The following is a 12,460-nucleotide window of genomic DNA, read 5'->3' as shown; positions in this document are numbered from 1 at the left end:
TTTCGAGATCTCCCGGCGTTTCCTCCCCAACCTCGTGGGCGTCGCTGCTGTCCACAGATCCGTCCCCCGGGACGGTCCGAGGATTTCCGCAGAGCGAAGCTTGGTCCACTGCCGGCGTCCTCGGGCACGGGGCGCCGGCAGGACCGAGGACAGTCCTCGGATCGACAGAGAGGATGAGAGATGAGCGACACAGGCGACACGATCACGATCACCGGCAACGTCGCGACACCGCCGGAGCTGAAGCAGACGCCGGCCGGAGTCGCGATCACCACGTTCCGGGTGGCGAGCGGTCAGCGACGGTACAGCCGAGAGGCTGGGGGATGGACCGATGCGGGGACGAACTGGTACACCGTCTCGGTGTTCCGCACGTTGGCGGAGCACGCCCATCGATCGCTCCAGAAGGGTGATCGCGTGATCCTCACCGGTCGTCTGCGGTTGCGCGAGTGGGACAACGGCACCCGTCGCGGCACGGCGATCGAGATCGACGCCGACGCCATCGGCCACGATCTGCGATGGGGAACGACGACATTCGAGAAGGATTCCCGGACCGCGACGATCGACACGTCGCAGAATTGGGCGACGGCGCCCGCCGGCGACGAGTGGGCGGCCCCCGGAGTCGAGGGAGCGCACCAGGCCGGAGAGGGGGAAGAGACCATGAAGCCCATGCTCCTGGCCGTCGGATCGCGTGCCGGCTCCGCAGGCGACGATGTGGAGACGCCCTTCTGACGCGTTCAGCGTGCGCGGGGCCGGCGGCCCTAAACTCTCCCCGTGGCCCGAGACCTCCCGCCCCGCGCTCGCTTCGATATCCGTTCGCCGCGCGCCCCGCGGGTGATCGCCGCCGTGCTGGTCGTCGGGGCGCTGACGGCCTGCAGCCCTGGCGAACCGGAGCCGACCCCGACGCCCACCGCCACGACGTCCGACGGTGCGCCGAGCCCGAGCACTACGCCGACCGCACCGGCCGCGCCCACGCTCGTGCCCGACGGCACAGCGGAGGACAACCTCCCGCTGTTCGCGTCGGTCACTGCGGCGGTCTGGGCGACGGATGCCCGGGTGACCGGGCGAGCGTACGTCGATGCGCTCACGGCGGCAGGGTTCGACAAGGCCGCGATGCAGGTCACCGAGGACATGTCGACCGTGGGCAATCCCGCCGAGAGCATCCAATTCTCGGTGCGCTGGAACGACCAGTGCCTCATCGGCCAGGTCGGTCCCGCGACGGGAGATCCCGTCACGGTCGTGGTCCCGGTGCTCGCCGAGGGGAACTGCCTCGTCGGGCAGACCCGCCCCATCGACTGGTGAACCGGTCCGCAGGGCGCGCGGTGGCTGATGCGCGTCGCGCTCACGCCGCTCGCCGCGTCGCCCGGTAGGCTGGGACGCTGACGTCTGAAGTCCAAGGAGAGCAGAAACCCGCATGGCAGAGTACATCTACTCGATGGTCCGCGCCCGTAAGGCCGTCGGCGAGAAGCTGATCCTCGACGACGTCACGATGGCGTTCCTCCCGGGCGCGAAGATCGGCATGGTCGGCCCGAACGGCGCCGGAAAGTCGACGATCCTCAAGATCATGGCCGGCCTCGACACTCCGTCGAACGGCGAGGCGAAGCTCAGCCCAGGCTTCACGGTCGGCATCCTCATGCAGGAGCCGGAGCTGGACGAGACCAAGACGGTGCTCGAGAACATCCAGGACGGCATCGCCATCAAGGCCAAGGTCGACCGGTTCAACGAGATCTCGGGTCTCATGGCCGACCCCGACGCCGACTTCGACGCGCTGCTCGCGGAGATGGGCGTCCTCCAGGAGGAGATCGACGCCGCCGATGCCTGGGACCTCGACTCCCAGCTCGAGCAGGCGATGGATGCCTTGCGCACCCCGCCGGGGGACGCGGAGATCGGCCCGCTCTCGGGTGGTGAGAAGCGCCGCGTCGCCCTCACGAAGCTCCTGCTGCAGAAGCCCGACCTGCTGCTCCTCGATGAGCCCACCAACCACCTCGACGCGGAGAGCGTGCTCTGGCTCGAGCAGCACCTGCAGAAGTACCCCGGCGCCGTGATCGCCATCACGCACGACCGATACTTCCTCGACAACGTGGCAGAGTGGATCGCCGAGGTCGACCGCGGGCGCCTCATCGGCTACGAGGGCAACTACTCGACCTACCTCGAGAAGAAGGCGGAGCGTCTGGCCATCCAGGGCAAGAAGGACGCCAAGCTCGCCAAGCGCCTCGCCGAGGAACTGGACTGGGTCCGCTCGAACCAGAAGGGGCGCCAGGCCAAGTCGAAGGCTCGCCTCGCCCGTTACGAGGAGATGGCGGCTGAGGCCGATCGCACCCGGAAGCTCGATTTCGAAGAGATCACCATCCCGCCGGGGCCGCGCCTGGGCAGCGTCGTGATCGAGGCGAAGAAGCTGCAGAAGGGCTTCGACGGCCGCTCGCTGATCGACGGGCTCAGCTTCACGCTTCCGCCGAACGGCATCGTCGGCGTGATCGGCCCGAACGGTGTGGGCAAGACCACGCTCTTCAAGACGATCGTCGGCCTCGAATCCCTCGACGGCGGCGATCTCAAGATCGGCGAGACGGTCAAGATCAGCTACGTCGACCAGTCGCGCGCGAACATCGACCCGCAGAAGAGCCTGTGGGAGGTCGTCTCGGACGGGCTCGACATCATCACGGTCGGCAAGACCGAGATCCCCTCCCGCGCGTACGTGTCGAAGTTCGGCTTCAAGGGCCCCGACCAGCAGAAGAAGGCCGGCGTGCTCTCGGGCGGTGAGCGCAACCGCCTCAACCTGGCGCTGACACTCAAGGAGGGCGGCAACCTGCTGCTCCTCGACGAGCCGACCAACGACCTCGATGTCGAGACGCTCCAATCGCTGGAGAACGCGCTGCTCGAGTTCCCCGGCTGCGCCGTGGTCATCACGCACGACCGCTGGTTCCTCGACCGCATCGCGACCCACATCCTCGCCTACGAGGGCACCGAGGAGAACCCCGACCAGTGGTATTGGTTCGAGGGCAACTTCGAGGCGTACGAGGCGAACAAGATCGAGCGGCTCGGGGCGGAGGCGGCCCGCCCGCACCGCACCGCGTACCGCAAGCTCACGCGTGACTGACACCGGCGATGCGGCGGTCGCAGCCACCGGAGGCGACCGCCGCCTGCACATCCCCGTCCACCTGAGATGGGGCGACCTCGACGCGTTCAACCACGTGAACAACACGTCGATGCTGAAGCTCCTCGAAGAGGCGCGTGTGCGGGCGTTCTGGTTGCCCGAGCCCGGCGAGGACGCGCCCGCGACCGCCGTGCTCGACTCGAGCATCTTCAGCGGCATGCTGACGCTCATCGCCCGGCAGGAGATCGAGTACCTGGCCCCGGTGCCGTACCAGCGGCATCCGCTCGACGTGCAGATGTGGTTCGGCAAGCTGGGCGGCTCGAGCATCGAGGTCTGCTATGAGGTCTACAGCCCGGTCGAAACGGGCGACGCGGGGCAGACGCTCTACGCACGCGCCACCACGGTGATCGTGAAGGTGGATGCCGAGACCGGGCGCCCGCTCCGCCTCACACGCGAAGAGCGTGAGGCGTGGGGCCCGTACGTCGGTGAGCCGATCTCCTACTCGCACCGGCGTTGACGCGCCCCACCGGCACCGACTCAGCCGTCGAGGTTTCCGGCCCCGGGGACGCGGACCATGATCTCCTGCGCGACACTGGCCATCAGCGTGCCGTCGGCGGCGTAGATCCGTCCTGACGCGAGGCCGCGGCCACCGCGGGCGCTCGGCGATTCCTGGACGTACAGCATCCACTCGTCGACCCGTCCGAAGCGATGCCACCACATCGCATGGTCGAGGCTCGCGACCTTCAGCCCCGGCGTCGCCCAGGAGACGCCGTGCGCGCGCAGGATGGACTCCTGGATCGTCAGGTCGCTGAGGTACGCGAGCGCTGCCCGGTGGACCGCGGGGTCGTCGGGGATCGGCCGTCGGATGCGCATCCAGACCGCCTGACGCGGCGACTGCTCGGCGTCGGCCGTGACGTAGATCGGCGCTGGGATGTGGCGCAGATCCACCGGTCGGTCGGTGAAGAGCCGCTTCGACATCGGATGCAGGCCGCTGAGGTGGGACTCGATGTCGGGGAGCTCATCCGGCGCGGGGATTCCTTCCGGCATCGGCTCCTGGTGATCGAGCCCGGGATCCTCGTCCTGGAAGGACGCGATCATCGAGAAGATCGGGACCCCCTCCTGAAACGCCTGCGTCCGCCGCGTCGAGAAGGACCGCCCGTCGTGGATACGGTCCACAGCGAACGTGATCCCCTTCGCCGAATCTCCCGGGCGCAGGAAGTACCCGTGCATCGAGTGCACGATCCGCTCTTCCGGGATCGTCCGCGACGCGGCGACGATGGACTGCGCCAGCACCTGGCCGCCGTACACGCGGCCGAGCGGCATCGACTGCGATGCGCCGGTGAAGATGTCTTCCGTGGTGCGCGCGTCAGACGCGCTCAGATCGATGACCGACAGCATCGACGCGACCGGATCCTTCTCGGGCGCGCTCTCTGCGGTCGGCTCGGCATCCACGGGTGCTCCTCTCCGGGGCGGCGGCCGCCCGTAGGTCCGCTTGGTAGCTTAGAGGGCGATGTCACCGCGCCTGTTGCTCGCCGATCCCGAGTCCGCCGCCGACGCCCTCACCTTCGCGGGTCGGGCTGCGCGCTTCACTGTCGAAGGCGTCCGCCTGCAGGCGTCCGGCGGGGTTCTGGCGATGACCGCCGCGCCGCTGGCGCCCCGGGGCTTCGGCGATCCGACCCCCACCGTCCTCGCGCTGCGCTCACTCGGCGCGGATCCCGAACTCGTATGCGACCTCGTCGTCGAGGCATCCGCCCTTTCCGCCACGACCGACGATCCGCGAGCCCTCATGCTCCCCGAGACCGCTCTCTCGCCCGCGTGGGCCGGCATCACCCCACCACGCAGCGGCTGGGACGCGCGGCCGGGCATCGAGGCCGCGACGCTCGCGGCGAAGGCGCAGGGCGGGATCGCGCGCGTCGCCGACACCGTGCCGACGGATGCCGGTGAGGACGTCGTGCGCACCGTCCGCGCAGCCGTGTGGGGCGCACCCGACGAGGACTTGGGCGGCCTCCCTCTGGGCGTCGCGTTCGCGGCACTGAGCCTCGGGTTCATCAGCGGTGGTGAGACCGCCCGGGTGTTCGCAAGCGGTCCGTGGACACGTGTGAGCCTCACTCGCGGCCATGTGCTGGTGCGCGGGCCGGTGGCCACCGGCCTCACCCCGGTGCGGCGGACGGGCTCGGCGAGCTGACGCGAGCCCCCGTTCATACCGCCGCGGCAGCCGCGCGACCGGCGACGCGCCCCGAGAAGAGGCATCCGCCCACGAACGTGCCCTCGAGAGCACGATAGCCGTGGACGCCGCCCCCGCCGAAGCCGCTCGCCTCGCCCGCCGCGTACAGGCCCGGGACGGGCTCGCCGCCGGCGCCGAGGGCGCGGGCCGACAGGTCGGTCTCGATGCCACCGAGGGACTTGCGGGTGAGCACGTGCAGCTTCACTGCGATGAGAGGACCCGACTTCGGGTCAAGGATCCGGTGCGGGCTCGCGGTGCGGATCAGCCGGTCGCCGCGGAACGCGCGCGCAGAGCGCAGCATGGCGATCTGGGCGTCCTTGGTGAAGTCGTTGTCGATCTCGCGGTCGCGGGCTTCGACCTCGGTCCGCACGCGGTCGCCGTCGAGCACGTCACCGCCGGGAAGCGCCTGCATGCCTGCGATGAGGTCGTCGAGGCTGTCGCGCACGACGAAGTCGGCGCCGCGATCCATGAAGGCCTGCACGGGACCGGCGGCGCCCTTGCCTAGTCGGGACTTCGCGAGGAGCCTGACGTCCTTGCCGGTGAGGTCGGGGTTCTGCTCGCTGCCCGAGAGGGTGAACTCCTTCTCGATGATCTTCTGCGACAGCACGAACCACGAGTGGTCGTGGCCGGTCGAGCGCAGGTGTGCGAGTGTGCCGAGCGTGTCGAAGCCGGGGAAGAGCGGCACCGGCAGACGGTTGCCGGTCGCGTCGAGCCAGACCGACGAGGGGCCGGGGAGGATGCGGATGCCGTGATCCGGCCAGATCGGATCCCAGTTCTGGATGCCCTCGACGTAGTGCCACATGCGGTCGCCGTTAATTAGCCGTGCGCCGGCCGCCGCTGAGACCGGCTGCATGGAGCCGTCCACGTATGCGGGAACTCCGGTCACCATCGTCGCCGGGGGAGTGCCGAGGCGCTCGGGCCACCACTGGCGCACGAGGTCGTGGTTGCCGCCGATGCCACCCGATGACACGATCGTCGCGGCCGCCGTGACGGTGAAGGTGTCGACGGCCTCACGCGAGCTCGCGACACCCCGCGCCGCGCCGGAAGGCGCCAGCACATCGCCGGCCGCGCCGGTGACGACGCCGCCGTCGACGGTCAGCGACGTGACCCGGTGGCGGGGCAGGACCGTCACGCGGCCGTCAGCCTCGCCGGCCTCGACCGCCGCCTGGAACGGCGCGACGATCCCCGGCCCGGTTCCCCACGTGATGTGGAAGCGCGGCACGGAGTTGCCCGGCCCCGTCGCGGTGTAGCCGCCCCGCTCCGCCCACCCGACGATCGGGAAGAACCCGACGCCCTTCTCGCGCAGCCACGCGCGCTTCTCCTCGTGCGCGAACTGCAGGTAGGCCTCCGCCCATCGGCGCGGCCACAGGTCTTCGTCGCGGTCGAACCCGGCGTTGCCGAACCAATCCTGGCGGGCCAGCTCGAGCGAGTCGTGAATGCCCAGCCGGCGCTGCTCGGGCGAATCGATGAAGAAGAGACCGCCGAACGACCACCACGCCTGGCCGCCGAGGTTCGACCGCGGCTCCTGGTCGACGATCGTCACGCGCTTGCCCGCGGCGACCGCCTCGGCGGTGGCCACGAGACCCGCGAGTCCCCATCCGATGACCAGGATGTCGGTGTGGTGGGAGGGCATGTCGACTCCTTCGTCGGCAGGGGATGAAGCCGAGTCGGCGACTCAGCGCGCGGGGTCGGCGTCCGCCGGGGGCGCCGCGATGACGGGGAAGGATGCTGCCGCCCGGGGTCCGGCAGCGGGTCCGATGCCCGAGGGCTCGAACGTGTTCACCATGGCATATGCGGCGCGCTGGAGGTAATCCCAGAGGGTCGCCTCGTGGAGCGGCGGCAGGTGGAGCTCGTCGACGGCGACCCGCATATGCGCGAGCCAGCGGTCGCGGGCGTCGGGATCCACGTGGAACGCCGCGTGGCGCATTCGCAGCCGAGGGTGGCCGCGTTCCTGACTGTACGTCGTCGGACCGCCCCAATACTGCTCGAGGAAGAGCGTGAGCCGCTCCTGCGCCGGTCCGAGGTCCTCCTCGGGATACATGGGACGGAGCACCTCATCCTCGGCGACGCCGCGGTAGAACACGTCGACGAGCCGCACGAACGTGTCGTGACCGCCGACCTCGTCGTAGAAGCTCAGGGGGGTGGCCGGGTCGCTCATGGGGTTCCTCCGCTGGTCGTGCCGGATTCGTCGCCCTCGGGCGCAGTCGGCGGCTTCTTGGGGGTGCGCTTCGGCTTCCACACCGCACGCTCGGGCGTGGCGGGGACCGGCGTGGGCTTGGTCTTGGGCGGGTTCGCGCCGCGCACCCGCTGGGCGCCCTCGAGGCCGCTCGGCATGACCGCGGTGAGCGCCGGGAGCGTGATTCCCATCTCGTCGATCGTGTGCTTGAGGCGCATCCGCAGCTCGCGGGCGACGTCGTCCTTCGCGTTCGCGCGCGTCTTCATGACGAGACGGATGACGAGCGCATCGCCTGAGATGGACTCGAGGCCCCATACCTCGGGCTGCTCGAGGATGCGCGTGCGCCACTTCGGGTCCTTCGCGAGCGCCTTGGCGGTGTCGAGCATCGCCTTCTCGACCTCGCCGATGTCGGAATCCGTCGCCACCGAGAGATCGAGGATGACCCGCGACCAGCCCTGCGACAGGTTGCCGATGCGGGTGATCTCGCCGTTGCGGACGTACCAGAGGGTTCCGTTGACATCGCGCACGTGCGTCACCCGGACGCTCACGTACTCGACGATGCCGGTCGCCAGGCCGAGGTCGACGACGTCGCCGATCCCCACCTGATCCTCCGCGACGATGAAGATGCCGTTGAGCACGTCCTTGACGATGTTCTGCGCGCCGAAGCCGAGGCCTGCGCCGATGGCCGCGGTGAGGAGCGTGAGCGAGCCGAGCGCGGTCGGCGCGAGCACGTTGATGATCAGCAGCAGAGCGATGATCACAACGGTCACGTTGACGATGTTGCTGAGGATCGACCCGAGGGTGCGCGTGCGCTGGACGAGTCGCACCGATGCGAGCGGCGACCGCTCGAGGGCCTGAGTGTCGTCGACGTTCGCCTTGTTCTTGGCGCCGTTGACGATGCGGCCGACGACACGGTGGATCACGAATCGCAGGATCCACACCACGAGCACCGCGCCGACGATGATGCCGGCGACGGTGAGGAGATTCCAGCCTGCCCGGACGAAGAACTCGCCGACCCCCTGCCAGAATTCAACGTCTGCGATGGTCGGCTCGTCGGAAGGCGTGGTGTCGAAGGGGACGCTCATCATCGTCACGATCCTAACGAGGTCGGGGCACGCTCGGCCTGGACGCCATTCAGATTGCGGACCACCCGTCACCGTCGGAGGGCAGCGGCGCTGAAGCGTCGACGAGCCGATGACGGTGGGCGAGGATCACGGCATGCACGCGGTCGCGCGCTCCGATCTTCGCGAGCACGCGTCCGACGTGGGTCTTGACCGTCGACTCGCTCAGGTACAGGTGGTGCGCGATCTCGGCGTTGTTCATCCCCTGGGCGATCGCGACGAACACCTCGCGTTCGCGGTCGGTGAGCTCCGTCGTCGGGTCGTCGGACGACGAGGGATGGGGCGCGGCCGGCGGTGCCGCGTGGAGCCGGTCGATGAGGCGCCGCGTGACCGAGGGCGCCAGCACGGCGTCGCCGCGATGGACGGCGCGGATCGCGGCGGTCAGCTCGGAGCGCTGCGCATCCTTGAGGAGGAATCCGCTCGCCCCCGCGTCGAGCGCGCCCACCGCATACTCGTCGAGGTCGAAGGTGGTGAGGACGAGGACACGCGTCGCCGGGTACGCGGCGACGATCGACCGGGTGGCGGCGATGCCGTCGGTGCGCGGCATCCGTATGTCCATGAGGACGACATCCGGGGCGTGCGCGGCGACGGCACGCACGGCCTCGTCGCCGTCGGCCGCTTCGCCGACGACCGAGACGTCCGCCTCGGCCTCGAGAACGAGGCGGAAGCCGAGCCGGATCAGCTCCTGGTCGTCGACCAGCAGCACGCGGATGGGTGGCGTCATCGTGGGTTCTCCTCCTGTTCGGCCTTCGCGCTCGCGTGCGCCGGCAGGGGCAGCGCGGCCCGCACCGCCCATCGCCTGCCCTCGACCGCTCCGGCCTCGAGCGTCCCTCCCACGTGCGCCGCGCGCTCGCGGAGCCCGGGGAGGCCGAACCCGGCGCGTGCCGGAGGTTCAGCAGCATCCGTCCGCGGGCGCACCCCGTCGTTGACGATGCCGAGCTCGACGGCTTCCGCCCGAACGGCGATCCGCACGTCGATCGCGGTGGCCAGTGGCGCGTGCCGCATCGCGTTGGTGAGCGACTCCTGCACGATGCGCGCCACCGCGAACCGCACCTCGGCAGGCACGTCGTCGAGACGGCCCTCCACGTGCAGCACGACCGGGAACCCCGCCCGCTGCGCGGACTCGACCGCGTCGGCGACGGACGCCGACTCGATCGGCGCGAGGGGCGCATCGGAGGAGAGGTCGGGATCGCGCAGCACGCCGAGCATCGCGCGCATCTCGGTGAGCGCCCCGCGCGCCGTGCCGGCGATCTGCGCGGTGGCGATGCGGGCCCGCGCGGCGTCGTGCGTCGCTGTCGCCCCCTCGGCGAGGGCCACGATGACGGTCAGGTTGTGCGAGACGATGTCGTGCATCTCGCGCGCGATGCGCGTGCGCTCGGCGGCAGCGCCCAGTCGCGCCTGCTGGTCCCGCTCGACGAGCAGCTGGCGCGAGCGGTCGATGAGCGCCTCAAGATAGCGGCGGCGGTTGCCGACGTTGATCCCGATCAGCGCGCCGATCAGGAGCGCGATCGTGCCCGACACGAGCGAGGTGAGGACATAGTTCCAGGTCGCGGGCGCCGCCAGGCCTGCCACGGCCGCGTAGACCGCCATCGCCGCGGTCGTCGCGGCGAAGACGATCCAGCAGGCGCGCACGGAGCGGTACACCGCGACTGCGTAGATCGCCAGGGCGGGGACGAGGTGGGAGGCCGGGACGAGGCTCGGGGGCAGGATCACCAGCGGCAGCGCGGCCAGGGCGAAGACGAGGAGGGGCCGCGAGCGCCGGAGCAGCAGGGCGACGCACGCACCGACGACCACGACGATCGCGAACACCGTCTGTGGAAGCGTTGGGGGAATCGGGTACTCGGAGCGGATCGCCGCGGTGGGCGCCGACAGGAGGAAGGCGACCACCGCCACGATCACGTCGGCGAATCGCGGATGCCGTGCCCAGAAGCGCCGGAGGACGCCGGGTGGTCTCGGCAGCAGGAGGCCGTCGTCGGCGCCGGGAGCGGCACCGACGACGGCCTGGCTGGCGGATCGCGGCATTCGGTCGACTCTACGCGTCGCGGCTGCGCAGCACCGCCCAGCCCCCCACGAGCGGCACGAGACCCCACGCGGCCAGCGTGAGGAGCGGCACGGTGAGGTCCTGAGCGCCCGGAGCGGTCACCGCGGACGCGGCATTCATCGGGAGATACTCGGCGAGGTCGGCGATCCAGCTCCAGCTCTCGCCGAACATCGCGAAGAGGCTGAACACGATGGGCAGCACGAACAGCACGCCGACGGTCACGGCGATGGCTCCGGCGCCGTTGCGCAGGATGAACCCGAACCCGAGGCCGATGAGGGTGAAGACCACCATCGACAGCACGCCCAGCGCGAGCGGGACGACGGACTGCGCCGGTTCCGACCAGTCGATCCCCTCCGCGAGGAACGGGGCGGTCGCCGCGATCGCGAGCGCGTAGGTCACCACGGTCGTCAGCGCGATGAGCACGCTCACCACGACCGCCTTCGCCACCACCACCGCGCCGCGGAGCGGCTCGGCTGTCAGGGTGGAGCGGATCATGCCCGTCGAGTACTCGCCGGTGATGACGATCGCGCCGAGGATGCCGGCGACGAGCATCGTGAACTGCGTCGGCGAGAGGATCGCGCTGACGGCGGGGAACCCACCGCCGAACTGGGCGGACGCCGACGCGATCATCATCGAGATGCCGATCGACAGCAGGGCGGTGATCCCCAGCGACCACCAGGTCGAGCGGAGCGTCGTGAGCTTGATCCACTCGCTGTGGAGAAGGTGGGCGAAGCTCAGTCGGTAGGGCGAGGCGGAGCGAAGGCCGGCGTCGGCACGCGTGGCGGGGGCGAGGGCGGTCATGCGATCTCCTTGGAGGTGTACTCGACAGCGTCGCCGGTGAGGGCGAGATAGGCGTCTTCCAGCGATCCGGTGCGGGAGGTGAGCTCATGGACGGGGATGCCGAGCGAGGCGGCGAGGTCGCCGATCGTTGCGGCGGTGACGCCCGAGATCTCGGCGACGCCGGGAGACGACGCGGTGACGGCGACGTCCGGGCCCGCGAGGGCGGCGACGAGCTCCGACAGGCGGGGCGAGCGCACGACGACGTTGTTCGTCGTCCAGGCCTGGACGAGCTCCGACAGCTCGGCGTCCGCGAGGACCTGGCCGCGACCGAGCACGATCACGTGGTCGGCGGTCTGCGCCATCTCGCTCATGAGGTGGCTGGAGAGGAGCACGGTGCGCCCCTCGGCAGCGAGATGCCGCACGCACTGGCGCACCCACCTCACGCCCTCGGGGTCGAGACCGTTCACCGGCTCGTCCAGGATGAGGGTGCGCGGGTCGCCGAGCAGAGCCGCGGCGATGCCGAGCCGCTGGCCCATGCCGAGCGAGAACTTGCCCGCCCGCTTGCCCGCGACCGACTGGATGCCGGTGAGCTCGATCACCTCGTCGACGCGCGACCGACCGATGCCGTGGGTCGCGGCCATCGCGCGCAGGTGGCTGCGTGCCGAGCGACCGGTGTGCACGGCCTTCGCATCGAGCAGGACGCCGACCTCGGTCAGCGGGGAGCGCAGGTGCGCGTAGTTCTGGCCGGCGACGGTCACCGTGCCGGACGTCGGCCGGTCGAGGCCGACGATCATCCGCATGGTGGTCGACTTGCCGGCGCCGTTCGGACCGAGGAACCCGGTGACCTTCCCCGGCTGCACGGTGAACGACACGTTGGACACCGCGGTCTTGTCTCCGAAGCGCTTCGTGAGCTGTTCTGCAACGATCATGCCCACCACGCTATGAGTCGGCTGTGCCCGTGCGCGTCAGCCCTCGGGATGAACAATGGGCGACGGAGTGGTACCACGGTGCCGAAGACGCCGGATGCCTCGAT

Annotated in this window: 13 protein-coding genes; 5 read left to right on the top strand and 8 right to left on the bottom strand. The window is 70.2% G+C overall.

From position 1 onward, the window contains the following. The first annotated feature begins 180 nt into the window (after positions 1 to 180). The 4 genes from ACEYYH_RS11350 to ACEYYH_RS11335 all read left to right on the top strand — a co-directional run bounded on the left by ACEYYH_RS11350 (position 181) and on the right by ACEYYH_RS11335 (position 3,602). Positions 181 to 726 carry a single-stranded DNA-binding protein gene (locus ACEYYH_RS11350; protein ID WP_374974518.1) on the top strand — a complete coding sequence of 182 codons (546 nt, stop codon included), beginning with the start codon at positions 181 to 183 and terminating at the stop codon, positions 724 to 726. Between the two features lie 42 nt (positions 727 to 768). Next, a complete protein-coding gene (locus ACEYYH_RS11345) occupies positions 769 to 1,296 on the top strand; it encodes a hypothetical protein (RefSeq protein ID WP_374974517.1) in 528 nt (175 codons plus the stop codon). Between the two features lie 112 nt (positions 1,297 to 1,408). After that, a complete protein-coding gene (ettA, locus tag ACEYYH_RS11340) occupies positions 1,409 to 3,088 on the top strand; it encodes an energy-dependent translational throttle protein EttA (RefSeq protein WP_116193193.1) in 1,680 nt (559 codons plus the stop codon). Further along, complete coding sequence (locus ACEYYH_RS11335; RefSeq protein WP_374974516.1) at positions 3,081 to 3,602, top strand: acyl-CoA thioesterase; 522 nt, start codon at positions 3,081 to 3,083, stop codon at positions 3,600 to 3,602. Before ettA ends, ACEYYH_RS11335 begins: the two co-directional genes overlap by 8 nt. A gap of 20 nt (positions 3,603 to 3,622) precedes the next feature. On the opposite strand, the gene ACEYYH_RS11330 is transcribed toward ACEYYH_RS11335, so the two are convergent. Then, entirely contained in the window at positions 3,623 to 4,483 is an 861-nt protein-coding gene (locus ACEYYH_RS11330) for an acyl-CoA thioesterase (RefSeq protein WP_374978206.1), read from the bottom strand. 112 nt (positions 4,484 to 4,595) lie between these two features. Here ACEYYH_RS11330 and ACEYYH_RS11325 point away from each other — a divergent pair, with 112 nt between their 5' ends. Beyond that, positions 4,596 to 5,270, top strand: coding sequence for a hypothetical protein (locus ACEYYH_RS11325; protein WP_374974515.1), 675 nt, complete (start codon positions 4,596 to 4,598; stop codon positions 5,268 to 5,270). 13 nt (positions 5,271 to 5,283) lie between these two features. Here the strand turns inward: ACEYYH_RS11325 and ACEYYH_RS11320 are convergent, their stop codons facing one another. The 7 genes from ACEYYH_RS11320 to ACEYYH_RS11290 are packed head-to-tail and all read right to left on the bottom strand — an operon-like array spanning position 5,284 to position 12,356. Next, positions 5,284 to 6,942 (bottom strand): FAD-binding dehydrogenase, encoded by a 1,659-nt coding sequence (locus ACEYYH_RS11320; protein ID WP_374974514.1) that lies wholly within the window; start codon positions 6,940 to 6,942, stop codon positions 5,284 to 5,286. Between the two features lie 42 nt (positions 6,943 to 6,984). After that, positions 6,985 to 7,467, bottom strand: coding sequence for a globin (locus tag ACEYYH_RS11315; RefSeq protein WP_374974513.1), 483 nt, complete (start codon positions 7,465 to 7,467; stop codon positions 6,985 to 6,987). After that, a complete protein-coding gene (locus ACEYYH_RS11310) occupies positions 7,464 to 8,570 on the bottom strand; it encodes a mechanosensitive ion channel family protein (protein WP_374978205.1) in 1,107 nt (368 codons plus the stop codon). The genes ACEYYH_RS11315 and ACEYYH_RS11310 overlap by 4 nt, the downstream gene beginning before the upstream one ends. 49 nt (positions 8,571 to 8,619) lie before the next feature. Then, complete coding sequence (locus tag ACEYYH_RS11305; protein WP_374974512.1) at positions 8,620 to 9,330, bottom strand: response regulator; 711 nt, start codon at positions 9,328 to 9,330, stop codon at positions 8,620 to 8,622. Then, on the bottom strand, positions 9,327 to 10,628 hold the full coding sequence (locus tag ACEYYH_RS11300; RefSeq protein ID WP_374974511.1) for a sensor histidine kinase: 1,302 nt from the start codon (positions 10,626 to 10,628) through the stop codon (positions 9,327 to 9,329). Before ACEYYH_RS11300 ends, ACEYYH_RS11305 begins: the two co-directional genes overlap by 4 nt. A 10-nt stretch (positions 10,629 to 10,638) precedes the next feature. After that, a complete protein-coding gene (locus ACEYYH_RS11295) occupies positions 10,639 to 11,448 on the bottom strand; it encodes an ABC transporter permease subunit (protein WP_374974510.1) in 810 nt (269 codons plus the stop codon). Then, positions 11,445 to 12,356, bottom strand: a complete 912-nt coding sequence (locus ACEYYH_RS11290; RefSeq protein WP_374974509.1) for an ABC transporter ATP-binding protein — start codon at positions 12,354 to 12,356, stop codon at positions 11,445 to 11,447. The genes ACEYYH_RS11295 and ACEYYH_RS11290 overlap by 4 nt, the downstream gene beginning before the upstream one ends. Between the last annotated feature and the right edge of the window lie 104 nt (positions 12,357 to 12,460).

It is taken from the genome of Microbacterium trichothecenolyticum (genome assembly GCF_041938625.1).
GTDB classification, from domain to species: domain Bacteria; phylum Actinomycetota; class Actinomycetes; order Actinomycetales; family Microbacteriaceae; genus Microbacterium; species Microbacterium trichothecenolyticum_D.
The sequence above is the reverse complement of the archived record's forward strand: the minus strand, read 5'-3'. Positions and strand labels throughout refer to the sequence as shown.

What these genes read in the sequence shown, in the direction of transcription:
- ACEYYH_RS11350 (WP_374974518.1), top strand. Translation starts at nt 181, where the DNA reads ATGAGCGACACAGGCGACACGATCACGATCACCGGCAACGTCGCGACA.
- ettA (WP_116193193.1), top strand. Translation starts at nt 1,409, where the DNA reads ATGGCAGAGTACATCTACTCGATGGTCCGCGCCCGTAAGGCCGTCGGC.
- ACEYYH_RS11330 (WP_374978206.1), bottom strand. Translation starts at nt 4,483, where the DNA reads ATGCTGTCGGTCATCGATCTGAGCGCGTCTGACGCGCGCACCACGGAA.
- ACEYYH_RS11325 (WP_374974515.1), top strand. Translation starts at nt 4,596, where the DNA reads ATGTCACCGCGCCTGTTGCTCGCCGATCCCGAGTCCGCCGCCGACGCC.
- ACEYYH_RS11320 (WP_374974514.1), bottom strand. Translation starts at nt 6,942, where the DNA reads ATGCCCTCCCACCACACCGACATCCTGGTCATCGGATGGGGACTCGCG.
- ACEYYH_RS11315 (WP_374974513.1), bottom strand. Translation starts at nt 7,467, where the DNA reads ATGAGCGACCCGGCCACCCCCCTGAGCTTCTACGACGAGGTCGGCGGT.
- ACEYYH_RS11310 (WP_374978205.1), bottom strand. Translation starts at nt 8,570, where the DNA reads ATGAGCGTCCCCTTCGACACCACGCCTTCCGACGAGCCGACCATCGCA.
- ACEYYH_RS11305 (WP_374974512.1), bottom strand. Translation starts at nt 9,330, where the DNA reads ATGACGCCACCCATCCGCGTGCTGCTGGTCGACGACCAGGAGCTGATC.
- ACEYYH_RS11300 (WP_374974511.1), bottom strand. Translation starts at nt 10,628, where the DNA reads ATGCCGCGATCCGCCAGCCAGGCCGTCGTCGGTGCCGCTCCCGGCGCC.
- ACEYYH_RS11295 (WP_374974510.1), bottom strand. Translation starts at nt 11,448, where the DNA reads ATGACCGCCCTCGCCCCCGCCACGCGTGCCGACGCCGGCCTTCGCTCC.
- ACEYYH_RS11290 (WP_374974509.1), bottom strand. Translation starts at nt 12,356, where the DNA reads ATGATCGTTGCAGAACAGCTCACGAAGCGCTTCGGAGACAAGACCGCG.